The following is a 26,545-nucleotide window of genomic DNA, read 5'->3' on the forward strand; positions in this document are numbered from 1 at the left end:
AACCACGTGATCGTCGATCAACACGTACAGTGCGGTCAGGAGGGTGTTCAGATCTTTGCTCACACATCGAACATGAACACCCTCCCCCACATCCACGGCCACGACGCGCCCAGGCCCTTCAAGGAATCACTCATCTAGGCTACGAGACGTGGACCGGAAGAGAACCCGGTGACGCAGTCGTCGGCTCGAACGCGCGGACCCTAGGCTACGAGACGTGGACCGGAAGAGAACCGCCACGATCCGCCGGCTCGAACGCGCAAGCGGCGAGCTGGCCACGACCGCGATCGGGCGCATGGAGCAGAACCTGCCGTGGTTCGCCGCCATGTCCGCGGAGGACCGCTCGTGGGTCGGTCTGGTCGCGCAGGCGGGCATCGCGTCGTTCATCGAGTGGCTGCGGCATCCCGAACGCCACCAGCGGGTGTTCGGCGAGGTCTTCGGCACGGCGCCGCGCGAGCTCGCCAGGAAGGTCAGCCTGCAGCAGACCGTCGAACTGGTCCGCGCGACCCACGAGCTGGTCGAGTCGTCCGTCGACCGACTCGCCGCGCCGGGCGACGAGGCGGGCCTGCGGGAGGCGCTGCTCGTCTACTCCAGGGAGATCGCGTTCGCCTCTGCCCAGGTGTACGCCCAGGCGGCGGAGGCACGCGGCGCCTGGGACGCCAGGCTCGAGGCGCTCGTCGTCGACGCCGTGCTCCGCGGCGAGGCGGACGAGACGATCGCGTCCCGCGCCTCCGCCCTGGGCTGGCGGGCGTCCGACCGCATCGTCGTCGTGGTCGGCGGGCGTCCCGACCTCGAACCGGAGACCGCCGTCGACAACGTGCACCGCCGCGCGCGGCACGCGCACGTCGAGGCCCTGGCCGGCGTGCAGAGCGACCACCTCACCATCGTCCTCGGCGGAGTCGACGACCCGAAGACCGCCGCCACGGAGTTCGCCGACGAGTTCGGCAAGGGCGCGGTGATCGTCGGGCCCGTCGTGTCCGACCTGCGCTCGGCCGTACGGTCCGCGCGCGAGGCCTTCGCCGCCGAGCACGCGGCCGCCGCCTGGCCGGACGCCCCGCGGCCGGTGCTCTCCGCCGACCTCCTCCCCGAGCGCGCCCTCGACGGCGACGCCGACGCACGCGAGCGCCTGGTGCACGAGATCTACGCCCCGCTCTCCCGGAACACCGTGCTCCTCGACACCGTGTCCGCCTACCTCGACCAGGGCGGTTCGCTGGAGGCCTGCGCCCGCGCGCTGTTCGTCCACCCCAACACCGTGCGGTACCGGCTGCGCCGGGTGAACGAGGTCGCCGGCTGCTCCGCCACGTCTCCACGCGGCGCCTTCACCCTCCGCCTGGCCCTGGCCATCGGCCGCCTCACCGACTGACCGGCGATCGTCACGTGCCGGTCAAGGCGGCGCCACGGATCGGCCAATGGGTGGCATTCGCCACATCACCCGGTGTCCGGACGACGGCGTCGCTGCGTGACCTCGCCGAGTGCTTTGTAGGAGTCCTACAATAGTTTGACGTCCAACTTCGTTCGGGACGGTAGCCACAGCGGGCACCTCGGGACGGCAGGGTGGAGCAATGCTCGTTCTCGTCGCACCCGGGCAGGGTGCCCAGACGCCTGGCTTCCTGACCCCGTGGCTCGAGTTCCCCGGGTTCCGTGAGCGGCTGGCGTGGCTGGGCGCCTGCGCCGACCTCGACCTCGAGCACTTCGGCACCGAGGCGGGCGCCGACGAGATCCGCGACACCGCGGTCACCCAACCGCTGCTCGTCGCGTCCGGCCTGGTTTCCGCGCTCGCGCTCTTCCCGCATCCCGTCGACGCGTTCCGCCGCATCGGCGCCGTCGCCGGGCACAGTGTCGGCGAGATCGCCGCGGCCGCCGGCGCCGGGGTCATCTCCGCGGAGCAGGCGATGGTGTTCGTCCGCGAACGCGGCCGGGCCATGTCCGCGGCAGCCGAGGGCGAGGCCACGAGCATGCTCGCCGTCCTCGGCGGCGACGAGGAGGCCGTGCTGGCGAAGCTCGCCGACTACGACCTCACGCCGGCGAACGTCAACGGCGCGGGGCAGATCGTCGCGGCGGGCGCAGTCGACGCGCTGGAGAAGCTCAAGGCCGACCCGCCCGAGGGGGCACGGCTGCGGCCGCTGCAGGTCGCGGGCGCGTTCCATACCTCCTACATGGCCGGCGCCGTCGAAGGGCTCCGCGCCCTGGCCGCCGCGGTCACCACCCGCGACCCCCGCACCCGCGTCATCTCCAACCGCGACGGCAGCGTCGTGCACAGCGGCGCCGAGATGCTCGGCCGCCTCGTCGACCAGGTCGCGCTGCCGGTGCGGTGGGACCTCGTGATGCGGACGATGAAGGACCTCGGCGTCACCGCCGTCATCGAGATGCCGCCGGCGGGCACGCTCACCGGACTGGTCCGCCGCGCGCTGCCCGGCGTCGAGACCCTCGCGCTCAAGACCCCGGACGACCTCGACGCGGCCAGGCGTCTCGTCGAGGAGCACGGCGAGGCCAGCCCCTTGGAGAACCAGCCGACCTGGCGGCTCGTCGTCGCTCCGCAGGCGGGCACGATCCGCCGCGGCGATGCCGCTCCCGGCACCGCGCTGCCGACCGGTGGCGAGGTCGCCACCCTCGTCACGCGACGCGACGAACACCCGATCACCACGCGCCACGGCGGCACCCTCGTCGAGTGGCTCGTCGAGGACGGCGACCCGGTCTCGCCGGGCCAGCCGCTGGTCCGCCTGCACCCGGAAGGTTCGCTATGAAGTCGACGACTCCCGTCCCCGGCGCACGCATCCTGGCGCTCGGCGAGTACCGCCCCGCGCGCGTCGTCACCAACGACGAGGTCGCGCCGCAGATCGACTCCAGCGACGAGTGGATCCGCAGCCACACCGGCATCGTGACGCGCAGGTGGGCCGACACCGAGACCGTCGCCGACATGGCGACGGCCGCCGGCGAGAAGGCGCTCGCGAAGGCCGGCGTCGACCCCGCGGACGTCGACCTGGTCATCGTGGCGAACTGCACGCACCACATGCAGACGCCGGGCGCGAGCAGCGAGGTGGAGGAGCGCCTCGGCCTGGTCAAGGCCGGCGCGATGGACCTGAACGCGGCCTGCGCCGGCTTCGCGTACACGCTCGCCGTCGCGAACGACATGATCCGCGCCGGCACCGCGACGTACGTGCTGGTGATCGGTGCGGAACGCTTCCGCGAGATCATCGACCCGTACGACAGGACGATGGCGATGCTGTGGGGCGACGGTGCGGGCGCGGCCCTGGTCGGCCCGTCGGACGAGCCAGGCATCGGGCCGGTCGCCTGGGGAAGCGACGGCGGCCGGATCGAGACGGTTCAGCAGGAGCCGAACTACATCGAGGTCTTCCACGCTGCGCAGGAGGGCAAGTCGCTGCCGCCGACGGCGCTGCGCATGCAGGGTCCGAGCGTGTTCCGCTGGGCCAGCTACGAGATGGTCCCCGTCGCCAAGAAGGCACTCGAGCTGGCCGGCGTCGAGCCGGAGGAGCTCTCCGCGTTCGTGCCGCACCAGGCCAACGTCCGCATCATCGACGTGCTGGCCCGCGGTCTCAAACTGCCGGACTCCGTCGTCGTCGCCAAGGACATCGAGGGTCAGGGCAACACGTCGTCCGCGTCGATCCCGCTCGCGTTGCACGCGTTGCTGGAGCGCGGTGAGGTGGAGAGCGGGTCCCCCGCGCTCTTCATCGGGTTCGGCGCCGGCCTCACCTACGCGGCGCAGGTGGCCCTGATCCCCTGACCGTTCAGTGGGACGATACGAGACCGGCACCCGCAGGAGCGGCGTGCGATGAAGACAAGGAGCACAGGTCCATGGCAACTGAGCAGGAGATCCTCGACGGCCTCGCCGAGATCGTCAACGAGGTGGCAGGCGTGCCGGCCGAGGACGTCCAGGCCGACAAGAGCTTCACCGACGACCTCGACATCGACTCGCTCTCCATGGTCGAGGTCGTCGTCGCCGCCGAGGAGAAGTTCGGCGTCAAGATCCCTGACGACGACGTGAAGAACCTCCGCACCGTCCAGGACGCCGTGAGCTACATCAAGCAGGCCAGCTGATTCATGACCGAAGCGAAGAAGCTCGACGAGCGAACCGGAGGTAGGTGTCGCGACGCAGCGGTTCACGAGACCAGCGTGTCGCGGCTCCTGCCGGAGGTTCGTGAGGAGGCGGTCGCGCGATGAGCACGCAGCGAAGGAGCTCGACGAGCGAACCGGAGGTGGGGGTCGCGATGCAGCCGGTTCACGAGACCAGGTTGTCGCGGCGCCTGCCGGAGGTTCGTGAGGAGGCGGTCGCGCAATGAGCATGAAGCGTGAGGAGGCGGTCGCGCGATGAGCACCGAACCGAGACGTGTCGTCGTCACCGGGATGGGAGCGTTCTCCCCTCTCGGTGCCGACGTGGACTCCACCTGGCAGGGCATGCTCGCCGGGCGGTCCGGCATCGTCGCGCTCGAGGACGAGCAGTTCGCCGACCTGCCGGCGCGGATCGCCGGCAGGGTCGCGACGGAGCCCACCGAGGTCCTCGACCGGGTCGAGGCGCGCAAGCTCGACCGGTCGGCGCAGTTCGCGCTGATCGTCGCGCGCGAGGCGTGGAAGTCGGCAGGCGAGCCCGACATCGAGCCGGAGCGCCGCGGCGTCGTGATGGCCACCGGCATCGGCGGTCTCACGACCCTGTTGACGCAGTACGACAACCTGCGCGAGAAGGGCCCGCGGCGGGTCAGCCCGCACACCGTGCCCATGCTCATGCCGAACGGCCCCGCGGGCACCATCGGCCTGGAGCTGAAGGCGCGCGCCGGCGTGCATGTGCCCGTGAGCGCCTGTGCGTCCGGCGCGGAGGCGATCGCGAACGGCTACGACATGGTCAGGAACGGCCGTGCCGACGTCGTCGTCGCGGGTGGCACCGAGGCGGTCATCCACCCGCTGCCGCTCGCCGCGTTCGCGAACATGATGGCGCTGTCGAAGCGCAACGACGAGCCGCAGCGCGCGTCCCGTCCGTTCGACAAGGCCCGCGACGGCTTCGTCATGGGCGAGGGTTCCGCGGCCGTGGTGCTCGAGACACTCGAGTCCGCACAGCGACGCGGCGCGACGATCTACGCGGAGGTGCTCGGCTACGGCATGAGCAACGACGCGCATCACATCGCGCAGCCCGAGCCGGAGGGCAACGGCATCCGCCGCGCGATCGGTGCCGTGCTGACCAACGCCGGGATCGAGCCCGCGGACGTGCGACACATCAATGCGCACGCGACGTCCACCCCGCTCGGCGACATCGCGGAGGCCATCGCGATCAGGGCGACGCTCGGCGACGAGGCGACCGACAACCTGGTCGTCACCGCACCGAAGTCGTTGTTCGGCCACCTGCTCGGCGCGGCCGGTGCGATCGAGTCGATGTCGACCGTGCTGGCACTCCACCACCGCGTGGTGCCGCCGACGATCAACCTCGACGATCCCGACGACGAGGTGCCGCTCGACATCGCGACCGAACCACGTGAGCTGCCCGGCGGCGACCTCGTGGCGTTCAACAACGCGTTCGGCTTCGGCGGCGCCAACGTCGTCGTGGCCTTCGGCACGTACGCCTGACCCGGAAGGATCCTGGATGACGGTGACGGACAAGCCGACCGCGCACGCCGAGGTGGACCTGCGTGACCCGCGGGTGCGGCTGGCCAGGCTCTTCGATCCGGGCACGCTCGAGCTCGTCGGCGAGGAGGACGACAGCGGCTTCCTCGTCGGCCGGGGCGTCGTGGACGGCGCGACCGCGATCGCGTTCGCCAGCGACGCCCGGCTGCAGGGCGGGGCGATGAGCAGCGCGGGCTGCACACGCGTGGTCGAGGCGTACACGATGGCCGTCACCGAGAGGGTGCCGATCATCGGCCTGTGGCACTCCGGCGGCGCGCGGCTGCGCGAGGGCGTCGAGAGCCTCGACGCGGTCGGCCGGGTGTTCCACGCCATGACGCTCGCGTCCGGCAAGGTGCCGCAGATCTCGCTCGTCCTCGGTCCCGCCGCCGGCGGCGCCGCGTACGGACCCGCCCTCACCGACTTCGTGGTGCTGAGCAGCAGTGGCGGGCGCATCTTCGTCACCGGACCCGACGTCGTCCGCAGCGTCACCGGCGAGGATGTCGACATGCTGCGGCTCGGCGGGCCCGAGCCGCACGGCCGGCGCAGTGGCGTCGTCCACGTCGTCGCCGCCGACGACGACGAGGCGTACGCGCGCACGCGGTTGCTGGCGTCACTCCTCGGCTCGCAGGGCGCGCTCGGCGAGGTGTTCGACCGGGAGATCGGCGACCTGCTGCCCGACAACGTCAAGCGCGCGTACGACGTGCACCCGCTGGTCGACGGCATCCTCGACGGGCCGGGACTCGAGCTGCACCCGAAGTGGGCGCCCAACATCGTCACGACGCTCGGCCGACTCGGCGGGCGCACGGTCGGCGTCGTCGCGAACAACCCGATGCGCCTCGGTGGCTGCCTCGACGCCGTGAGCGCGGAGAAGGCGGCGCGGTTCGTGCGCACCTGCGACGCGTTCGGCGTGCCACTCGTCGTGCTCGTCGACGTCCCCGGCTACCTGCCCGGCGTCGGCCAGGAGTGGGACGGCATCGTCCGCCGCGGCGCCAAGCTGCTGCACGCGTTCTCCGAGTGCACCGTGCCGCGCGTGACGCTGGTGACCCGCAAGGCGTACGGCGGCGCGTACATCGCGATGAACTCCCGCGCCCTCGGTGCCACCAGGGTCTTCGCCTGGCCGACGGCCGAGATCGCGGTGATGGGCGCCGTCGCGGCGATCCGCGTCCTGCACCGGCGCCGGCTCGCCGAGGTGCCAGAGGACCAGCTCGCGCAGGTCGAGCAGGAGCTGGCCGAGGAGCACGAACGCATCGCCGGCGGCATCGAGCGTGCCCGCTCGATCGGCGTCGTCGACGAGGTCATCGACCCGGCCAAGACCAGGTCGGCGATCGCCCGAGCCATCGCCGACGCCCCGCAGGGCGGCGGCAGCCACGGCAACATCCCCCTCTAGCGTCCAGACTTGTGCGTGCAGGGCACGTCACCGCCGCCGAACCCGTGAGGGGCACCCTCACCGTGCCAGAACGCGGTGAGGGTGCCCCTCACGGGTTCGCCACGGACACCCGCGCTCAGCTCGACGCCGCAGCATCGGCTCACATCGCGGCGTGCAGCCAGCGCACCGACGCGCCGTCGCCCGCGTACCTGAACGACTCGAGCTCGGAGTCCCACGGTGTGCCGAGCAGGCGGTCGATCTCGTGCTGCAGCGTCGTGCGTCCGTCACCGGTCGCCACGACGGCTGCGCGCAGGCGGTGCTCGGAGACGAGGATGTCTCCCTCGACGCCGGTCACGCCGGCGAACATGCCGAGCGTCGGGGTCCACATGAAGCGGGAGCCGTCACAGTCCTCACTGGGATCCTCGGTGACCTCGAACCGGACGCGGTCCCAGCCGCGCATCGCCGAGGCGATGAGCGCGGCAGTGCCGGCGCGGCCCTCCCAGCAGACCTCGGCCCGCAGCGTGCCAGGGGAGGCCAGCTGCGGCGCCCAGTCGAGGGAAACGCGGACGCCGAGTACGCCCGACGCCGCCCACTCGACATGTGGGCTCAACGCGGGCGGCGCCGAGTGGACGTACAGCACGCCACGTGCGGTCACAGCTGCCTCCTTCTGCCGGCGAGAGACGCCTTCCCCAGCGGTCCCACCAGAAGGTGTGGCAACGGTGCTGCGCCCATTGTGCCCCACGAGTCGCATGCGCACCAAGCAGCACGGCGTGTACGCGCGCGGCGTCCGGACAAACCCACGCGACGTAATGTGGCATGGTCGCTGGTCGAATTTGCCGCGACACGCCCGCTTTAGCTGGATTATGGCCTGCGTTTCTTTGCGACCCGTCCCATGAGCCGGCAGAACCCGGCCAGGACGAGCGCCACCACGGGCAGCCATGACGCGCGATCGAGCAGCCAGTCGGGGCCTGACGGCACACCGCGCAGGCCGGGCGCCGCCACCAGCGCACCGCCCGCGAGGACGACGAGAAGTAATGCGCTTTGATGCCACAGGAACACGGGCAGTGCCCAGGCATTCGCCCGCGCGACGAATCCCCGGACCGCAGGCAGGTCGACGACCCGCGCCAGGCGCGGACGGACGAGGAGGAACGCACCGATCTGCGCCACCGCCAGGGCCACCGCGACGAGCGTGGGTGGGCTGAGGTTCGACTCCCCCGCGCCCGTCACGCCGACGGCCGTCGCCGGGTATCCCAGGGCGCCGACGAGCACCACTGCGGCGGCGATGCCGGCGACGAGCAACGCCACGGGTCCCCGGCGACGCAGCGACGGTCGCGCGTACGTCCACATGCCCAGCTGGTACGGGATCACCCAGGCGGCGAGCACCGCGACGGCGCGGACGAGCTCGACGACGGGCGACGGCACCGCCGCGCCGAGCCAGTCGGGACCGAACCGCACGCCGTCGTCGAAGGCGACGACGGCGACCGGCAGCACGACGACGAGCCGTCGGGCGCGACGTCCGCCGGCTCGCAGCAGCGGCGCGGCCGCGGTGAGCGCGACGTACACGGCGAGGAACCACAGCGGGCTGACCGCGAGCTCGCCGACCACCCGGAGCGTGTCGGTCGACACGCCCGCGACGAACAGGACCGCGAGCAACACGGCCCAGAACACCGCGAGCTGCGCCACGGCGGCCAGCAGCCGGAGCAGGCGAGCGCGCAGCCACGGCACGTACGAGCGTGCGCGGTCCCAGCTCGCGGCCGCACCGAACCCGCCGGCGAAGAAGAACAGCCCGAGCGTCTGCAGCAGCCACGTGACCGGCCACAGGTGCGGGAGGTGGCGCAACGGGCTGTCGACGCTCACCCCACCGTCGCCGGGGACGAGCGCGGTGACCAGCCAGTGGCCGACGACCACGCCGAGCATCGCCAGCACGCGCACGGCGTCGACTGTCCGGTCCCGGTCCGCACGGACCGGCGTGGCGGCGGGCTGCGGTGTCCTCGTCAGCGTGGTCAACGCCGGCTCCCGGCGAGTCGGGCGGCCGAGGGGTCGCCGGTGGCGATCCGCGCGAAGCTGCGCAGCGTGTCGCTGCCGTGCGTGAAGTAGCCCCCGTGACCCGGCACCCCGGCGGCGTCGAGGACGCGTGCGCCGAACGACGGGGCCGTCGGGTCGACGCCGTGACCGAGGTCGCCGACGCGCACGTGCGGGACGAAGCGGATCCAGTCGGAGTCGGCGCGTGCCGCCCACACCCGCACATCCGGGCCGAAGGCCGACGCCCTGTCGTGCCGGACGCCGGGGCTCCCGTACACGACGACGTCCGACACGCGGCCCGCCAGCGGGGTGAGCCCGCACACCACCGAGCCGTAGCTGTGGCAGAACAGGCTCACCGGCGCGCCGGTACGCGTCCGCAGGGTGTCGAGGTAGCGGTCGAGCCGGTGCGCACCCTCCGCGGCGGGACCGCCGCGGGCGACCTCGACACCGAAGCCGGACGGCGCCGGGTAGTCGGCCCACGCCACGACGGCGACGCGGACGTCGGGCCGGACGCGCAGCGCCTCGGCGCGCAACGCCCGCGCCATGCCGAGCACCTGGTTGGGCGCGCCGAGATGCGACGGGTCGATCCCCATGCCCGGGACCAGCACGGCGACATGCTCAGCCGTGCGCAGGTCACCGAGGACGACGACAGGCCCGCGAGGTCGGACGCCGGCCCCGTCCGCCGGTCCCGCGGCCGACGCCCACCCCGCCGGGGCCAGCACGGCCGTGAGCAACGCGCCCGCGACGACCCCCGCGAGGACCATCCGCAGCAAGCCCATCCGTTCCTCCGCCCGGTCGCGGTCCCGTTGGACCGACCGACGGGACCGTACGGACGAAGTGCCTGCGCGCGCGTCACACCGGAGTGCTCACTGCCGGTGCTGCCGGAGTAGCCCCACGACGGTGCGGGGTTACGAGCCGGGCTGGACGACGCCCGTCTCGTAGGCGAGGACGACGGCCTGGGCGCGGTCGCGGAGACCGAGCTTTCCGAAGATGCGGCCGATGTGGGTCTTGACGGTCTGCTCGGCGAGGACGAGACGCTCGGCGATCTGGGTGTTGGACAGGCCGCGGGCGATGAGCGCGAGCACCTCGAGCTCCCGCGCGGTAAGCGCGTTCAGCTCGAGCGACGCCGGGCGCGAGGGTGGCCGGTTGCGGACGAACTGCTCGATCAACCGGCGGGTGACCGACGGCGCGAGCAGCGCGTCGCCCGCCGCGACGATGCGGACGGCGGCGACGAGGTCGGCCGGCGGGGCGTCCTTCAGCAGGAAGCCGCTGGCGCCGACGCGCAGCGCCTCGTACACGTAGTCGTCGACGTCGAACGTGGTGAGCATGAGCACCTTCGGCCGGTGCTCGACGCCCTTCGGCGGGTCGAGCAGTGCCGAGGCGGCCTCGAGGCCGTCCATCTCGGGCATGCGGACGTCCATCAGCACGACGTCGGGGTGGAGCCGGCGCGAGGCCTCGACGGCGGCACGGCCGTCGGCGGCGTCGCCGACGACCTCGATGTCGTCCTGCGCCGACAGCAGCGCGGCGAAGCCGCCGCGCACCATCGCCTGGTCGTCGACGACGAGCACCGAGATCATCACTCTTCCCCCTTCGCCAGCGGGAGGACAGCCTCGACGACCCATCCCCCGCCGGGCCTGGGCTCCGCGCTGAGGGTTCCGTGGACGACCACGACCCGCTCCCGCATCCCGACGAGGCCGTGTCCCGCGCCCTGCGGCTCCACCGCGGGCAGCTCGCGCGGCGCGGGTCCGTTGACGATGCGCACCACGACGTCGGTGCCCCTGCGGAACACGTCGACCGTCGTCTCCGCGCCCGACGCGTGCCGTACGACGTTGCTCAGCGCCTCCTGCACGATCCGGTAGACCGTCAGCGCGATGGTGTCGGGCACGTCGACCGGCAGGTCCTGGGTGTGCAGCGCGACGGGCGTGCCGGCCCTGCGCGTGGTCTCCGCGAGCGGCTCGAGGCCACCGAGTCCCGGTTGCGGCATGCGCAGTGCGTCGTCGTCGTCGCTGCGCAGCACGGCGAGCAGGCGCCGCATCTCCCCGAGCGACGCACGTGCCGACTCGCCGATCTCCGCGAACTCCCTGCGCGCGTCGTCGCCGAGGTCGGTGATGCGGTACTCCGCGGTCGACGACTGGACCGCGATCACCGACATGTGATGCGCGACGACGTCGTGCAGCTCGCGCGCGATGCGCGTGCGCTCCTCGAGCACCTGACGTCGCGCGCGCTCCTCCGCGGTGAGCCGCTCCTCCTCCCGCAGCCGCTGGCGCGACAGCATCTGCACGCGCACGACGTCGCCGAGGAGCCAGACGACGAAGCCGAAGATCCCGGCGAGGGCCACTATCGCGACGGTCTGGCTGCTCACCTCGGGATGCGCCTGTCCGACGATGAGGATGACGAGGAACGAGATCAGGTACGCGGGTAACGAGAGGAAGCGCCGATGCGATCTGGCCATCGCGTACTGCACGACGAGGAACGCCAGAAACGCCGTCGGCGTCAAGGGCCACGGCTCGCTGCCGTCACTCGGCATCGCGGTCATCGCGATCGGCGTGATCGCCAGCGTGCAGACGATCCACGCGCCCAGCGGACTGTAGCCCGCCAGGACCACGGCGACGCCGCATTGCACGCACGCGTAGAAGAGCACGCTGGTCGGATTGAGCTGGGCCGGGGAGCCCGGCGGCCCCGCGCCGTAGTTGTCGACCACGAACGTGGACTGGATCGCCGTCAGGGCCAGGCCGAACGGCACGGACCCCGGCCCGACGAGGTTGGCCCACGTCGCCCACGACCACAGCCTCCGCGTGCGCGTCGGGTGGCGCCGCGGGCCGAGCAGCACGACGAGGACCCGGTGCATCCACCCGGTCTCCTCCGGCGCGCCGTCCGTTGCGGGCGCGGCTCCAGCCCTGGCCATCGCCGTTCAGCCTAGTGTTCGACGGGCTCCGGGTCGTCACACCAGGGAGCCATGTCGGCGCCCCCTCACCACCCCACTACTCCCGCGTGGACGCTTCGCTGTCGCTATAGCGACAGCGAAGCGTCCACGCGGGAGTAGGAAGGGTGACCTCTGACGCGGTGGGACGGGTCAGGGCTGCCAGTCGCCGAAGACGTCGGGCCACTTCGCGACGGCGGCGCGGAGCAGCTGGGGGTCGGCCTCCGCGACGGCTGGGAAGTCGCCGAGCCGCTCGTACGGGCGGCAGGCGTCGATGACGGCCCTGGTGTTGTACGTCGGGCCGCCCTGGCGCAGCGGGTCGACCCGGCTCCCGAACGTGTACCGCAGCGTGTCGATGTCGCGTACCGGGTCGCACCTCGTGCACATCGCCCAGACCACCTCGGTGAGGCTCCGCACGTCGACGTCGGCGTCGACCACGACGACGAACTTGTTCATGTACGACGCCGCGGGCAGCTGCGCGGTCAGGTGTCCGGCCTGGCGCGCGTGCCCGGCGTACCCCTGGTCGATCGCGACCGCGAGGAACTGCCGGCCACCACCGGCCTCGTGCGACCACACCCCCGCGAGGCCCTGCAGGCCGGTGTCGGCGAGTGCGTCGTGGATCATCGCCGACTTCATCACGCTGCGCATGTACGAGTAGTCGTGCGGGGGCTTTCCCGGCGGGGCGCCGAGCAGGATCGGGTCGTTGCGCGCGTAGACGCGTTCGATGTCCATCGTCAGCACGGGCTCGACGCCGCCGCTGTAGTAGCCCGTCCACTCGCCGAACGGTCCCTCGGGCTCCTTGCGGTCCGGATAGAGCCAGCCTTCGAGGCAGATCTCGCTCGCCGCCGGCATCGGCAGGCCGGTGACCTCGCCGATGACGATCTCCTGCGGCCGACCGACGATCGCGCCCGCGTAGTTGAGCTCCGACACCCCCGCGGGCACCTCGGTGCCCGCGACGACGAGGAGCACGGGGTCGTGGCCGAGCGACACCGTCACCGGCGCCCGGCCCTCGCGGGCGAACCACTTGCGCACGTGCAGCATGCCGTGCTTGCCCTGCTCGATGTTGATGCTCGCCGAACGCCCGCCGTGCTGCACCTGCATCCGGTACGCCCCGGCGTTCAGCGCGCCGGTCTCCGGGTCGGAGGTGAAGACAGCACAGCCCGTGCCGACGAACCGGCCGCCGTCCCCCGCGTGCCAGAACGGCACCGGGTAGGCCAGCAGGTCGATGTCGTCACCGATCACGACGTTCTCGTAGAGGGGTCCCGACGCCACCTCGACGGGGTCGTACTTCGGCGCCTCGGCGAGCCAGCGCGCCGGCGCTCCCCGCAGGCGCTCGACGAGGTCATGGTCGGTCAGCGACGTGCCGAACCGCAGCGTCACACCGAGTCGTGCGGCGTTGGCCATGCTCGCGGTGAGGATCCGTTGTCCCGGCCGGTAGCCGTCGATGTCGTCGAACAGCAGCGCGGGAGGCGACGGACGGCGGTAGTTCGCCTCCGACACCGTCCCGACCTCGAGGTTCCAGTGCGCGCCCTTGACGTCGCGCAGCTGGCCGAGGTCGGAGACGACGCGCAGCCAGTCGCGCAGGTCACCGATCCCGCTCAGCACGTCCTCGTTCATCGCTCGCCCTTCCTCGTGGCGGGTGACAGGCCGAGCAACGCCGCCGCGTTGCCGCGACGGATGCGGTCGGCGGCGTCGCGGTCACCGCCGAACGTCGCGTCGACGCCCTGCACCGGATGGTCGTCGCGCATCGGGAACGGGTAGTCGGTGCCGACGAGCAGCTGCCCGACGCCGTGCACGTCGGCGAGGTGCCGCAGCGCCCGCTCGTCGTGCACGATCGTGTCGCAGAACACCTGGCTCAGGTACGCGCTCGCCGGCTTCGACGCCCGGGGACGCGCGGCCTCGGGCGCGGTGACGAACGCCCGGTCGAACCTGCCGAGCTGGTAGGCGAGGAACCCGCCGCCGTGCACGAGCAGCACGCGCAGCCCCGGATGCGCCTCGAGCACGCCACCGAGCAGCAGAGCACCCGCGGCGAACGTCGTCTCCGCGGGGTTGCCGGCGACGATGTGCAGGAACAGCCGGCGGTGCCGCGGCGGCACGTCGAGTTCCGCCGGATGGACGATGACCGGCACGCCGAAGCGTTCGGCCTCCGCCCAGAACGGCGCGAGCGCCGGGTCGTCGAGACCGGTGTCCTCGACGCGCGCGCCGATCTGCACGGCGCGGTGGCCGAGCTCGGTGACCGCGTGGGCGAGCTCCGCGACGGCCGACTCGGCGTCCTGTAGCGGGACGGCCGCCGACGCCGCGAACCTGTCCGGGTGGCTCTCGACGAGCGCGGCGAGCGCCTCGTTCTGCCGGCGCGCCAGCCAGGCCCCGTCGGCCGGCGACAGGTGGTAGCCGGCGAGGTCCATCCAGCCCGACACGAGCTGCACGTCGACACCGGCGGCGTCCATGAACCGCAGTCGCGCGTCGACGTCGCTCAGCGCGGGCAGCAGCGGCAGGCCGGTGAGCCGGTCACCGAGCCGCACCCGCGAGTCGACGACCTCGACGCCGTGCGCCGCACCGGTGGCGGCGATGACGGCCACGAGGTCGGTACCCACGTGGTGCGCGTGGACGTCGATCGCGCCCGCCGGCACGCTCATGCCTCCGCGCGGTCGAGCGTGTCGAGGATCGCGGCGGCGACCTCGTCGGGACGTTCGACGGGCGTCAGGTGCTTCGCGCCGGGCAGCACGGTGAGCGACGCCCCGATCGCCTCGGCGAGCTGCTTGGCCATGTCCGGCGGCGTCGCGTAGTCCTCGGAACCGACGACGACGGCGGAGGGCCGCTCGATGCGCGGCGCGAGCGCGCGCAGGTCGGCGTCGCCGAGCATGCGGCACGTGGCCGCGTACGCGTCGAGGTCGTTGGCGACGAACGTCGACGTCAGGCGTTCGACGACGTCGGGGTGCGCGTCGGTGAAGTCGTCGCCGAACCAGCGGGGCAGCTGGAACGGGAGCAGCTCGGCCATGCCGCCGGCGCGCGCCTTCTCCGCACGCTCGCGCCACGTCACCGGCGCCTCGGGCCCGTACCACTGCGTGGTGTCGCAGAAGACGCTCCCGCTCACCCGCTCGGGATACGAGGCGGCGAACTCCTGCGCGATGTTGCCGCCCATCGAGCACCCGGCGACGAGTGTGCGCGACCAGCCGAGTGCCTCCAGCAGGTCGGCGAGGTCGTCGGCGAACTGGGGGGTCGCGAAGTCCTTCGTCACCGCGTCGGACTCGCCGTGACCGCGGCAGTCGTACGTGAGGACATCGGCGTGCTCGACGAGCCTCGGCACGACCCGGGCCCAGAAGTCCCTCGCCAGCGCGAGGCTGTGGATCAGGGCCACCCGGCGCGTCCGGATCCCGGTGCTGAACACGCTGAACCGCAGCCGCGCCCCGTCGTGCACCCGTACGGTGCCGTCGACCTTCGGCACCAGTTCGTCGCTCATCTAACCCCTTGTCGCTTCCGTGCCTGCGCGATCCAACGCCGCGCGTACCGCCCGGCGGGTGAACTCGGCGACCATCCGCCGCTTGTACGTGACCGTGCCCCTGACGTCTCCCACAGGTGCGCTCGCCGACTCGGCAGCGGACGCCAGCGCCTCGACCACCTCGCCGACAGGTCGCGCCAGGGAGATCCCGTCGACCGGCACGGCGACGGTGCTGGGTGCGGCCGAGCCGACCGCGAGCGAGATCTCGGCGAGCGTGCCGTCCGCGCCGAGTCTGACGACCGCGCCTGCGCTCACGCACGCGTACTCCCACACCCCGCGTACGAGGTGCTTCGCGTACGCGGATCCCGTGCGCGGCGAAGGGGCGTCGAGCTCGAAGCCGAGCAGCAGCTCGCCGTCCGCGAGGGCGAGATCCGCGACCGGCACCGTGCGCCTGCCGGCGGGACCCGCCACGACGGCGCGCGCGCCGAGGGCGACCAATGCCACCGGCGGGTCGTGCGCCGGGTCTCCCGGCACGACGTTGCCGCCGAGCGTGACGAGTCGCCTGATCCGGCCGGTCGCGACCGAGCCCACTGCCTCGGCGAGGACGGGCGCGCGCACACCGACGAGCTCGTGACGTGCGAGCGCCTCGAGGCTCTCGCCGGCACCGACCCACAGTCCGCTCGCCGTCTCGCGGACGCCACGCAGCTCGGGCAGCGCGCCGACCGCGACGAGCGTGCGCGTCGCCGCGTGATCGCCGAACCGCTGCCCGAGGGTGAGCCCGACGCCGCCGGCGACGGGTCTCGCGTCCGGCTCCGCCAGCATCCGCAGGGCCTCGTCGAGGTCGGCGGGACGGCGCACCGCGTGGCCGCGGGTGGGACGCGCGGCGTACGACGGCTTCGCCGGCGTAGCAGGGGTGTCCGGCTCGTCGTCGACGTCCGGATGGAGGGCGCGGTACACCTTCTCCGCCGTGATCGGCAGCTCATGGATGCGTACGCCCACCGCGTCGGCGACGGCGTTGGCCACGATCGCGGGCACGGGGTCGAGCGCGATCTCGCCCACACCCTTCGCGCCGTAGGGTCCGGTCGGCTCGTACGAGTCGGCGAAGTCGACGTGCAGCTTCGGCATGGCGCCGGCCGTCGGCACCTTGTAGTCGGCGAAGTTCGCGCCGACCGGGTGACCGTTCGACCAGTCGAAGTACTCGGTCATGGCGAGGCCGAGCCCCTGGGCGATGGCGCCCTCGACCTGGCCTTCGGCGAGGGCGCGGTTGAGCACCGTGCCGCAGTCGGTGACGGCCGCGATCTCCAGGACGGTGACCTGTCCCGTCGCGGGGTCGACCTCGACCTCCGCCGCCTCGGCGATGAAGTTGTACGCGCCGGACTCGTTGCCGTACCGCAGCTGGTCGGGGAACTCCGAGGGGTTGTCGAACGAGCCGAGGCCGACGATCGGCTCGCCGTTCGGGCGGTACAGGGCTTCGCGCACCACGCTGCCGACGGTCGCCAGCCGCGCGCCGTCGTCGCCGACGAGGTACCCCTCGACGACGTCGAGCTGGTCGACCGGCGTCGACAGGACGGCGGACGCCGCCTCGAGCAGCTGCTCGCGCGCCGCGCCGGCCGCGCGGAGCACGGCGTTGCCCGCGACGTACGTGACCCGGCTCGCCAGCGCACCGAGCGCGTGCGTCGTGAGGTCGGTGTCGGCCTGCGACACCGTGACGTCCTTGTGCGGCAGTCCGAGCCGGGCCGCGGCGATCTGCGCGAGCGTCGTGCGCGCGCCGGTGCCGATCTCACCCTCGCCGACGATGATCGTCGCGCGGCCGTCCTCGTTGACCCTGACGATCGCGGAGCTGCCGTCGTAGTCGCCGAAGCTGCGCCGGCCCGACACATGGACGCTGCAGGCGATCGCGAGCCCGCGGTTGGGCCTGCGCGCGGCGCGCTTCTCGCGCCAGCCGATCAGGTCGGCGGCCTTCTCGATGCACTGCTTGAGCTCGCAGCCGTCGATCCGGTGGTTGTGCGGCGAGACGTCGCCAGGCTCGACGGCGTTGCGCAGCAACAGGTCGACGGGATCGATGCCGAGCTCGTGCGCCGCCATGTCCCACGCCTGCTCGACCGCCCAGTCGGCGGACGGGTTGCCGAACCCGCGGAACGCACCTGTCGGCACGAGGTTGGTGTAGACGAGGCTCGAGTCGGCGCGGACCGCGCGGTACCTGTAGAGCGCGTCGTGCCGGACGGTCGCCGCGCCTAGCACCGCCTGCGACTTCCCGGTGTAGGCGCCGTTGTCGGCGAGCACGACGAGATCCTTCGCCGTCACCATGCCGTCGCGGGTGAAGCCCAGCTTGACCGCGAACCGCATCGGGATGCGCGGTCTGCTCGCGAGGAACTCCTCCTCCCGGCTGAGCACCAGCTGCACGGGACGTCCGCTCGCACGCGACAGCAGCGCGCACACGACGGAGGTGTTGTCGTCGCCCGACTTGCCGCCGAAGCCGCCGCCCACCTCGGTCTGCACGACGCGGACGTCGCGCTCCGGAACGCCGAGCGCGGTCGCGTAGCGCTGCCGGGCGAGGAACGGAGTCTGCGTGTTGACCCACAGGGTCACGCGGCCGTCGGGCGACCACTCGGCGGTGCAGCCGAGCGTCTCCATCGCGGCGTGCCACTGTCTGGCCGTCTCCCAGGTGCCCTCGACGATCACGTCGCTGCGCCCGAACCACCCGTCGACGTCGCCGCGCTCGAACCGGAAGTTGTGGGCGAGGTTGCCCGGCGCGTCGTCGTGGACGAGCGACGCGCCCGCGGCGACGGCGTCGTCCATGCCGAACACCGCGGGCAGTTGCTCGTACTCGACCTCGACGAGGCTCGCGGCCTCCCGTGCGGTGTCGAGGTCGACGGCGGCCACCGCCGCCACCTCGTCGCCGACGTACCTGACCCGCTCGACGGCGAGCGGGTACAGGTCGGGCCGGAACGCGCCCCACTTGTGCCGCGCCGTGTCGGCACTCGTGATGACCGCCTTGACGCCGGGCAGCCGGCGCGCACGCGAGGTGTCGACGGAGAGGATCCGCGCGTGCGGGTGCGGCGAGCGCGTCACCGCTCCGTACAGCATGCGTGGCAGCGACACGTCCTGGACGAACTGCGCGCGGCCACGCACCTTGTCCATCGCGTCGGTGCGGGTGACCGAGGTGCCGACGAGGTCGGGCATCGTGACGGTGGCCGGCTCCCTCCCGGACAGGGGGGCGATCCAGGAGGGAGCCTGTACCTCGGGGCGTCCTTGGGGGCTCATATGCGCTCGCGGGAGTCGCGGGCGTGGCGGACGGCGTCGAGGATCTTCACGTACCCGGTGCACCGGCAGTAGTTGCCGTCGACGACGGTCGCGATGTCGTCGTCGCCGACCTCGTCCGGTGTGTCGAGGAGCGCGTGCGCGGCCATGATGTGACCGGGGGTGCAGAAGCCGCACTGGAAGCCCGAGGTGGCGACGAAGCCCTGCTGGACCGGGTCGAGTCGCTGGCCGTCCTGCAGGCCCTCGACGGTCGTGACCTCGCTGCCGTCGACGAGGCCCACCATGCGGATGCAGGCGGGCACGGCCTCGCCGTCGACGACCACCGTGCACGCGCCGCAGTAGCCGATCTCGCACCCGCGCTTCGCCCCGGTCAGCCCGAACTCGTCGCGCAGGACATCGAGCAGGGGGCGGTCGCCCTCGGTGAGGACCTCGACCTGGTCGCCGTTGAGGCGAAACCTCGTCGGTTGCGGCATGGCCCTCCTCGTGGGACGCCGACGACCGGGGGTGCCGACGACGGGCGAGGGTCATCTCCGGAAATCGATGACCTACGTCAACAGTTTCTACACCGGATCGGCCGATCTGTCGACACTTTGCGACGCAGGTCGCGACGGTCCGTTCTGGACGCCCTCGTCGCTGCCGGTCCAGCCCGAGCCCTCGATCGCCGCGAGCCCGCGGCGGACGAGCGCACGCGTCACGGCGACGGCGAGCTCGGCGTTGCGCTCCTCGTACGCGCGCAGCAGTTGGGCGTGGTCGGCGACGGACGAGCCGAGGCGCTTCGGCAGCGACAGGCTCAGGTGGCGCAGCTGCAGCGTGCGCAGGCCGAGGTCGTCGAGGATGCGCATGAGCTGGCGGTTGCGGGCGGTGACCGCCTCCGCGTTCCTGAACTCGACGTTGGTCCACAGGTAGTCGTCGACGTCGTTGGTCTCGGCCGCGGCCGCGAGCCGGTCCTGCAGCCCTCGCAGGGTGGCCAGGTCGTCGTCGGTCGCGTGCTCGACGACGAGCCTGCTGACCAGGCCGTACAGGTACTCGCGCACCTGGTAGATCTCGCGGACCTCGGCCAGCCGCAGGCGGGCGACCCGGGGCCGGCGACGCGCGGTGATCTCGACGAGGCCGTCACGCTCGAGGCACAGCAGGGCCTCGCGGATGGGAGTGCGGCTGGTCTCGAACGTCCGCGCCAGCTCGACCGAGTTGACGTCGTCACCGGGCTTCAGCCGGCCCTCGACGATCGCGCTCCCGACGGAGAGGATCACGCGGTTCACGATGCTGTCCTGGTCGTTCGCACGACCCAGCATGCGCAGCATCTCCGCCGTCGCCGTACCGCCCGGGGTTCCCAGCCCCAGCCGCCATCCGGTAACCACGATCACCCCATCAAGTCGCGTGACCGCACCATAACCAGGACGTCAAGTGCGCACGACCCGAGCAGGTCGTCGAGATCACACCACGCCGCTCGCGCGACTCTTCCCTCCGCTACTAAATAGTGGTAGACACATCCACATTGTGGAGGTGCTATCGATGCCGCTCGTCACTGCCGACAACGACAACGTGTTCACCTGGGCCGCCCCGCCGCTCAAGTTCGGCCTGGGCGCCGTCGACGAGATCGGCGCAGAGCTCACCGCCATGGGCCTGCAGCGCGTACTCGTACTGACCGATCCGCGAGTACGCCAGACCGGGGTGCCGGATCGCGTACGTGACGTCGCCCAACGCGTCGGCGTGAAGTGCGAGATCTTCGACGGCGTCGTCGTCGAGCCCACCGACCGGAGCATCGACGATGCCGTGGAGTGGGCCCGCGCGGGCCGGTGGGACGGCTTCGTCGCGGTCGGCGGCGGCTCGACCATCGACACCGCGAAGGCAGTGAACCTTCTTACCACCTGCGACGGCGAGCTGCTCGACTACGTCACGCCCCCCATCGGAGGCGGCAGGGCGCCGGCGGGCCCGCTCAAGCCGCTCGTCGCCGTCCCCACGACCGCGGGAACCGGATCGGAGTCGACGACCATCTGCGTCGTCGACCTGCTGTCCCAGCACCTCAAGGCGGGAATCAGCCATCCGTTGCTGCGTCCCACGCTGGCCGTCGTCGACCCACTCGTGACCGTGCACCTGCCGCCCGAGGTGACGGCGGCCAGCGGCATGGACGTCCTGTCACACGCGCTCGAGTCGTACACGGCCCTTCGGTTCGACACCCGGCCGGCACCGGCCGACGTGACGAAGAGGCCGGCGTTCTGCGGCGCCAACCCGGTCAGCGACGTGTGGTGCGAACGGGCACTGCACCTCGTTGGCCGGCACCTGCGCACCGCCGTGCTGAACGGACGCGACCTCGACGCGAGGTACCAGATGGCACTCGCGTCGACGTACGCGGGGACCGGCTTCGGCAACGCCGGCACGCACCTGCCGCACGCCAACGCCTACCCCGTGGCGGGAATGGCGGAGGGCTACCAGTCCGCCGGCTACCCGGACATGCCGATGGTGCCGCACGGGCAGGCGGTCTCCGTGACGGCACCCGCGGTGTTCGCGTGGACCTACCCCGCCGACGCCGGCCGGCACCTGCGCGCGGCCGAGTTGCTCTCCGGTCGTACGTTCACCGCCACCGACGGCGCGCAGGCACTCCCCCACGTGCTCCGCGAGCTGATGGCCGACATCGGGATACCGACCGGGCTGCGCGCCCTCGGCTACGGGGACGACCACGTCCCCGCGCTCGCCGAGGGAACGCTGAAACAGACCCGTCAGCTCGCCGTCGTCCCGCGCGCCGTGAACCGCGAGTCGCTGGAGGACATCCTCCGCGCCTCGATGTGACGGTGCCACTCGTCAGCGTCAGGACCGCCGTGTCAGGATGCGGCCGGCGCGGGCACCGGTGTGCGTGCCGGCGTCGACCGCGACGGTGCCGTTGACGAGCACGGTGCCGACGCCGCGGGCGTACGCGACCGGCCGGTCGAAGGTGGAGACGTCGTCCAGCGCGTCGAGGTCGACGACGGCGAGGTCGGCGTAGGCGCCGCTCCTCAGCACCCCACGGTCGGCGACGCCGAACCGCTCCGCCGGCATGCTCGTCATCTTGCGCACGGCCTCCTCGAGTGCGAGCGTGCCGCGGTCCCTGACGTGGTGGGTGAGGTAGTGGACGTGACCGCAGTAGGCGAGGGGGTTGGTGACCGTGCGGGCGAGTGATCCTTCGGTCGAGCTGCTGTAGGAGTCCACCCCGAGGCTGAACAACGGGTGCGAGACCATGTCGGCGAGGTGCTTCTCGGTGAACAGGCTGCCGATCATGGTGAGGTTGGCCATCTGCTCACCGCCGGCCGCGAGGATGTCGAAGAAGCAGTCCCACTCGTCCTTGCCGAGGACGTCGGAGATCTCGACGAAGCTCCTGCCGGCGAGCTCGGGGAACTGCGGGCTGCTCTCCAACCGGACCCGCTCCCACTGTCCCTTGTGGATGAACCGCCAGTAGCGGTCGCAGTCGTCGCGCAGCCGACGGCGTACCGCCGGGTCACCGAGCCGGCGCGCGGCCTCGGTGAGACCGTCGCCGAGCAGCCAGTCGGGGAGGACACCGGTCATCAGGCCGATGCCCTCGAGGAACGGTGTCGTGTCGGCCTGGACGTCGCACCCGCTGTCCCGTGCCTCACTCATCATGGCGACGGCGCGTTCCCAGCCTCCCGCCGGTGCGCCGGTGTCGTGCCGCACGTTGAGGTGGGAGATCTGACCGCGTACGCCACCTGCCTCGGTGAGGCGCAGGAACTCGGCGACCGAGTCGAGCAACCGGGCGTCCCTGTTGCGGATGTGGCTGGCGTACCAACCGTCGTGACGACCGGCGATGCCCACCAGTCGCTCGATCTCGGCGGTGGAGGCGAACCGCCCGTGACCGTACTCGAGCCCGGTGGACAGGCCGAGCGCGCCTGCGTCCATCGCCTCGCTCACCAGGTTCTCCATGACGCGCAGCTCGTCGTCGCCAGGTGGCCCCGTCCAGACGCCGGCGGCCGCCCGTACGGTGCTGTGCCCGACGAACCACGCCAGGTTCTGGGCCGTTCCACCGCCGGCGACGTCACCGAGGTAGTCGCCGAAGCTCCGCCAGGTCACCTCACCCGGAAAGCCGAAGGACCGCAGGCGACCCTGCACCAACGTCAGCGACGCGTCGCTGACGGGAGCGTTGGAGATGCCGCAGTTGCCGACGATCTCGGTGGTGACTCCCTGCCGGATCGTGCTGTCCGCGTCGCGATTGGTGTGCACGGTCCAGTCGGTGTGGCTGTGCGGGTCGACGAACCCGGGGACGACGACCATCCCGGTCGCGTCGACGACCGTGTCCGCCTGCGCCCCGGTCAGGACACCGACGTCGACGATACGGTCTCCGGCGACCGCGACGTCGGCGCGCCTGCGGGCCGAGCCCGTTCCGTCCACGACGTCGCCGCCGGTGATCAGGACGTCCAGCATCACCATGCCTCCTCGGTCACGCGGCGTCGGACGGTTCCGACGCCGGTTCACGTCGCACGCCTCGGCCGGCGATCGCGATGAGTACTCCCCCGAGTAGCAGGAAGAGGGACATCACGAACAGGCCGGCGCGCTGGCTGCCGGTGGAGTCGGCCAGCACCCCCATGAGGTACGGGCCGACGAACCCGCCGAGGTTGCCGACCGAGTTGATCAGCGCGAAGGCACTCGCCGTCGCGGCGCCGGTGACGAAGGTCGAGCACAGGCCCCAGAAGCCGGGTATCGCCGACTGGATCCCCGAGATCACCAGGACCAGGCCGAACAGCGCGATGACCGGCTGCTCGATGTAGAGGCTGAGCAGGAACCCGGCCGTACCGACGAAGTACGAGACGGCCGCGTGCCACCGGCGCTCGCCGGTCCGGTCGGAGTGCCTGCCGACGAGGAGCAGTGCGACACACGCCACCGCGTAGGGGATCGCGGTGATCAGGCTCGTGGTGAAGTCACCGGAACCGGTGAGCGCCTGGACGATCTGCGGTAGCCAGTTGAGCACGCCGCCGAAACTGACGAGCACGGCGAAGAACGCGGCACTGGCCAGCCAGATCCGACGGTCGGTGAAGGACCCACGCATGGTGTGTCGGCGCCGTCCGCCCTCCCGGTTGCGCTCGCGCTCCATCGTCGTGAGGAGCCAGTCCCTCTCCTCGCCCGTGAGCCACTTCGCCTGGTCCGGCCGGTCGGTCAGGAAGCGCCACACGACGAACGCCAGGACGAGCGGCGGGACCGCCGTGACCAGGAAGAGCCAGCGCCAGCCGGCCAGGCCACCGAACCCGTCCAGGCCGAGCAGAGCCCCGAGCATCGGTGTGCTGACGGCCAGGCTGAGCGGGGCCGCGAGCTGGAACCACGACAGCGCACGTCCCATGCCACGTGCGGGGAACCAGTACGTGAGGTACAGGACGATGCCGGGATAGAGACCTGCCTCGGCCACGCCGAGCAGGAAGCGCAGCACGTAGAAGGCCACGGCGTTGTCGACGAAGACGAACGCGACGGTCACCAGTCCCCAGGTGAACATGATCCGCGCCAGCCAACGGCGTGCGCCGACCCGGGCCAGGATGAGGTTGCTCGGGACCTCGAACAGGAAGTACCCGAGGAAGAAGACCCCGGCTCCCAGGCCGTACACGGTGTTGCTGAACTGCAGGTCCTCGTTCATCTGGAGCGCTGCGACGCTGACGTTCGCGCGGTCGACGTAGGCGACGAAGTACATGAGCAGGGTGAGCGGGAGCAGCCGGACGGCCGCCTTCCTCAGGACGGTTCGTTCGAGTGTGCGTTCGTCCTGCATGCCGGACTCCTTCTGTCCTGCGCCTCAGGCGGTGACGAGGAACCTCTCGATCCCGGCGGGGTCGACCTCGATGCCGAGTCCCGGACCATCGGGCACCGCGACGTGACCGTCGACGACGGGAATGGGGTTGCGGGTGATCTGCGTGCGGATGGGGCTCGGTTCGACGCAGTACTCCAGCATGATCGCGTTCGGGACCGACGCGAGGAAATGCGCGGAGGCGGCGACGTTGATGTCGGTGGTGAAGTTGTGGTTGGCACAGGGGATGCCGCGCTCGGCCGCCAGCCGGGCGATCCGGCGTGCCTGGGTCAGGCCCACGCGGGTGACGTCGATCTGGACGACGTCGATCGCTCCCACGTCCATCAGGCGGAGGAAGCCGGCGGTCGTGCACTCCTCCTCACCGGCGGCGATCCTGGTGTCGACCCGCGAGGTGAGCGTGCGGTAGCCGCGCAGATCGTCGGGGTGGAGCGGCTCCTCGAGCCAGCAGAGCCGGTACGGCTCGAACATCGCGCATCGCTCGATGGCGGTCTTCGCGTCCCAGGCGAGACCGGCGTCGATGCAGACGTCGACGTCGTCGCCGACGGCCTCCCTGATCCCCCTGACGAGGGTCTCGTCCAGAGCCGGGTCGGGGCCCATCGGCTCCCAGCCGAACTTCACCGCGGTGTAGCCCGCGTCGCGTGCCTCCCCCGCACGGCGGGCGGTGACGGCCGGATCGAAGTCGAACATGTGGCTCGCGTATGCGCGGAGCCGGGTCTGGTACGCCCCGCCGAGCAGGGCATGGACCGGCTGGTCGAGCAGCTTGCCCTTGATGTCCCAGAGCGCGAGATCGATCCCCGCCATGGCCTGGATCACCGCGCCCTCCCGCCCGATGTAGAGGGTCGACTCGTACATCAGGTCCCACAGCCGGTCGGTCTCGAGCGGGTTCCTGCCGATGAGGAGCTCGCGGAGCCCGTGGGCACGCGCGTGCGACGTGGGCGCCTCGATGACCGCCTTGGCCACCAGCGGGACGCTGTCGACCTCGCCCCAGCCGTCGACGCCGGCGTCGGTGCGCACCCGGACGAGGAGCGCATCCTGCGAGCTGTCCGTGCGTTCCCTGACCTCCGGGAGCCGGAGGTAGAAGGTCTCGACGTCGGTGATGGCGGGGGTCATGGCGGCAAGATAGTAGATAATCTATGATCCTGTAATCTCTATCCTTCGAGGTGACCCGAGGACGGGTCGGGCGACGAGTGAGCGAGGCGAGGATGGGTCAACGGGGCGGCGCTTCGGAGCGGGCCGGATCGGCGAGGACACCAGCGGGCACGCGCAGGCTCGTGACGGCCGTGACCACGCCCTCGCGGCCGCAGCAGGCGGCGAAGCTGCTCCGCGACGCCATCGTGACCGGCCGGGTCCTGCCCGGTGAGCAGCTCAAGCAGGACCAGCTGTGTGCGGAGCTCGAGCTGAGCCCCGGTCCGCTACGTGAGGCGCTGCGCCAGCTCGAGAGCGAAGGGCTCGTCACGCACATCCCCAACAGGGGCGTCTTCGTCGCGCACATCCCCACCGAGGAGTGGGTCGACGTCCTGCTGCCCGTCCGGCTCCTGCTGGAGGCGCACGCCTTCACCAAGGCGGCGCACCGGCTGACCGACGAGCAGCTCGCCGAACTCGAGGGCCTCGTCCAGGCCATGCTCGACGCCGCGACGACGGCGGACTTCGCCGCGATCAACGAGGCCGACATGCGGTTCCACGAGATGGTCGTCCACGCGTCGGGGCAGGAGCACACCGTCCAGCTCTGGCGCACGGTCTCGCCGCGGATCCGCGCCCAGTTCTACCGCCTGGCGCCGCAGCACCCCCGCCCGAACGACATCGCCCTCGAGCACAGGGACCTCCTCGACGCGTTGCGCACCAAGGACCCCGAGGCGATCCACCGGACGCTCGAGGAGCACATCATCACGTCGTCCAAGGCGATGCTCGAGGAGGAAGCCCGGCACGGTCCGGTACGCCACCCGACCGCGTAGGGAGCGACGCCGCCGCGACGCCGCCCTGGTCGCTCCCGGCCGGCAACCCGTGAGGGGCACCCTCACCGCGTCATGGAGGCTGTTGCGCTTTGGGGTCCGGTGTGGTGATGGCGTGACTATGGGGAGGATGTGTGAGTCGGGGGGTGTGCCCGGGTCATGCTGGCTGGGTGGTCGCTGTGCTGGTGGTGAAGAGGCGCCGCAGGTTGTGTAC

The 26,545-nt window shown here is 71.7% G+C and carries 22 protein-coding genes; 8 read left to right on the forward strand and 14 right to left on the reverse strand.

All coding sequences use genetic code 11. The features are described from left to right. Positions 1-292: 292 nt before the first annotated feature. From GEV10_22900 to GEV10_22925, 6 genes are all read left to right on the forward strand, one after another. The gene (locus GEV10_22900) at positions 293-1,360 is read left to right on the forward strand and encodes a PucR family transcriptional regulator (GenBank protein MQA81296.1); all 1,068 of its coding nucleotides are present in this window, start codon (positions 293-295) and stop codon (positions 1,358-1,360) included. A 199-nt stretch (positions 1,361-1,559) separates the two neighbouring features. Beyond that, positions 1,560-2,741, forward strand: a complete 1,182-nt coding sequence (locus tag GEV10_22905) for an acyltransferase domain-containing protein (GenBank protein MQA81297.1) — start codon at positions 1,560-1,562, stop codon at positions 2,739-2,741. Then, positions 2,738-3,739: a beta-ketoacyl-ACP synthase III gene (gene fabH / locus GEV10_22910; protein ID MQA81298.1), complete on the forward strand. Its 1,002-nt coding sequence runs from the start codon at positions 2,738-2,740 to the stop codon at positions 3,737-3,739. Before GEV10_22905 ends, fabH begins: the two co-directional genes overlap by 4 nt. Positions 3,740-3,810: 71 nt before the next feature. Continuing rightward, a complete protein-coding gene (locus GEV10_22915; GenBank protein MQA81299.1) occupies positions 3,811-4,053 on the forward strand; it encodes an acyl carrier protein in 243 nt (80 codons plus the stop codon). Positions 4,054-4,323: 270 nt separating this feature from the next. Further along, the gene (gene fabF / locus GEV10_22920; protein ID MQA81300.1) at positions 4,324-5,568 is read left to right on the forward strand and encodes a beta-ketoacyl-ACP synthase II; all 1,245 of its coding nucleotides are present in this window, start codon (positions 4,324-4,326) and stop codon (positions 5,566-5,568) included. A 16-nt stretch (positions 5,569-5,584) separates the two neighbouring features. Then, positions 5,585-6,991, forward strand: a complete 1,407-nt coding sequence (locus GEV10_22925) for an acyl-CoA carboxylase subunit beta (protein ID MQA81301.1) — start codon at positions 5,585-5,587, stop codon at positions 6,989-6,991. 139 nt (positions 6,992-7,130) lie between these two features. On the opposite strand, the gene GEV10_22930 is transcribed toward GEV10_22925, so the two are convergent. The 11 genes from GEV10_22930 to GEV10_22980 all read right to left on the reverse strand — a co-directional run bounded on the left by GEV10_22930 (position 7,131) and on the right by GEV10_22980 (position 19,913). Further along, positions 7,131-7,625, reverse strand: coding sequence for a DUF3145 family protein (locus tag GEV10_22930; GenBank protein ID MQA81302.1), 495 nt, complete (start codon positions 7,623-7,625; stop codon positions 7,131-7,133). A gap of 206 nt (positions 7,626-7,831) precedes the next feature. Further along, entirely contained in the window at positions 7,832-8,977 is a 1,146-nt protein-coding gene (locus GEV10_22935) for an acyltransferase family protein (GenBank protein MQA81303.1), read from the reverse strand. Beyond that, positions 8,974-9,771: a hypothetical protein gene (locus tag GEV10_22940; GenBank protein ID MQA81304.1), complete on the reverse strand. Its 798-nt coding sequence runs from the start codon at positions 9,769-9,771 to the stop codon at positions 8,974-8,976. The genes GEV10_22935 and GEV10_22940 overlap by 4 nt, the downstream gene beginning before the upstream one ends. A 129-nt stretch (positions 9,772-9,900) precedes the next feature. Beyond that, positions 9,901-10,572: a response regulator gene (locus GEV10_22945; GenBank protein ID MQA81305.1), complete on the reverse strand. Its 672-nt coding sequence runs from the start codon at positions 10,570-10,572 to the stop codon at positions 9,901-9,903. Beyond that, positions 10,569-11,897 carry a sensor histidine kinase gene (locus tag GEV10_22950; protein MQA81306.1) on the reverse strand — a complete coding sequence of 443 codons (1,329 nt, stop codon included), beginning with the start codon at positions 11,895-11,897 and terminating at the stop codon, positions 10,569-10,571. Before GEV10_22950 ends, GEV10_22945 begins: the two co-directional genes overlap by 4 nt. A 168-nt stretch (positions 11,898-12,065) precedes the next feature. After that, positions 12,066-13,529 carry a UbiD family decarboxylase gene (locus GEV10_22955; GenBank protein ID MQA81307.1) on the reverse strand — a complete coding sequence of 488 codons (1,464 nt, stop codon included), beginning with the start codon at positions 13,527-13,529 and terminating at the stop codon, positions 12,066-12,068. Further along, positions 13,526-14,548, reverse strand: a complete 1,023-nt coding sequence (locus GEV10_22960) for an amidohydrolase family protein (GenBank protein ID MQA81308.1) — start codon at positions 14,546-14,548, stop codon at positions 13,526-13,528. Before GEV10_22960 ends, GEV10_22955 begins: the two co-directional genes overlap by 4 nt. Beyond that, positions 14,545-15,372 (reverse strand): alpha/beta fold hydrolase, encoded by an 828-nt coding sequence (locus tag GEV10_22965; protein ID MQA81309.1) that lies wholly within the window; start codon positions 15,370-15,372, stop codon positions 14,545-14,547. The genes GEV10_22960 and GEV10_22965 overlap by 4 nt, the downstream gene beginning before the upstream one ends. Continuing rightward, positions 15,373-18,615, reverse strand: coding sequence for a molybdopterin-dependent oxidoreductase (locus GEV10_22970; protein ID MQA81310.1), 3,243 nt, complete (start codon positions 18,613-18,615; stop codon positions 15,373-15,375). Beyond that, a complete protein-coding gene (locus GEV10_22975; GenBank protein ID MQA81311.1) occupies positions 18,612-19,085 on the reverse strand; it encodes a 2Fe-2S iron-sulfur cluster binding domain-containing protein in 474 nt (157 codons plus the stop codon). Before GEV10_22975 ends, GEV10_22970 begins: the two co-directional genes overlap by 4 nt. A gap of 87 nt (positions 19,086-19,172) precedes the next feature. Then, positions 19,173-19,913 (reverse strand): FCD domain-containing protein, encoded by a 741-nt coding sequence (locus GEV10_22980; protein MQA81312.1) that lies wholly within the window; start codon positions 19,911-19,913, stop codon positions 19,173-19,175. A gap of 211 nt (positions 19,914-20,124) precedes the next feature. Between GEV10_22980 and GEV10_22985 the strand changes: the two genes are divergently transcribed. Beyond that, on the forward strand, positions 20,125-21,399 hold the full coding sequence (locus tag GEV10_22985) for an iron-containing alcohol dehydrogenase (GenBank protein ID MQA81313.1): 1,275 nt from the start codon (positions 20,125-20,127) through the stop codon (positions 21,397-21,399). A gap of 18 nt (positions 21,400-21,417) precedes the next feature. Here the strand turns inward: GEV10_22985 and GEV10_22990 are convergent, their stop codons facing one another. From GEV10_22990 to GEV10_23000, 3 genes are read right to left on the reverse strand one after another with little or no spacing between them, the layout of a single operon-like run. Beyond that, entirely contained in the window at positions 21,418-23,025 is a 1,608-nt protein-coding gene (locus GEV10_22990; GenBank protein MQA81314.1) for an amidohydrolase family protein, read from the reverse strand. 10 nt (positions 23,026-23,035) lie between these two features. After that, positions 23,036-24,346: an MFS transporter gene (locus GEV10_22995; protein ID MQA81315.1), complete on the reverse strand. Its 1,311-nt coding sequence runs from the start codon at positions 24,344-24,346 to the stop codon at positions 23,036-23,038. A gap of 24 nt (positions 24,347-24,370) precedes the next feature. Continuing rightward, positions 24,371-25,492, reverse strand: a complete 1,122-nt coding sequence (locus GEV10_23000) for a mandelate racemase/muconate lactonizing enzyme family protein (protein ID MQA81316.1) — start codon at positions 25,490-25,492, stop codon at positions 24,371-24,373. Positions 25,493-25,584: 92 nt separating this feature from the next. Between GEV10_23000 and GEV10_23005 the strand changes: the two genes are divergently transcribed. Next, positions 25,585-26,334: an FCD domain-containing protein gene (locus tag GEV10_23005; protein MQA81317.1), complete on the forward strand. Its 750-nt coding sequence runs from the start codon at positions 25,585-25,587 to the stop codon at positions 26,332-26,334. Positions 26,335-26,545: the final 211 nt, after the last annotated feature.

It is taken from the genome of Streptosporangiales bacterium, from assembly GCA_009379955.1.
In the GTDB taxonomy this organism is placed as follows: Bacteria; Actinomycetota; Actinomycetes; order Streptosporangiales; family WHST01; genus WHST01.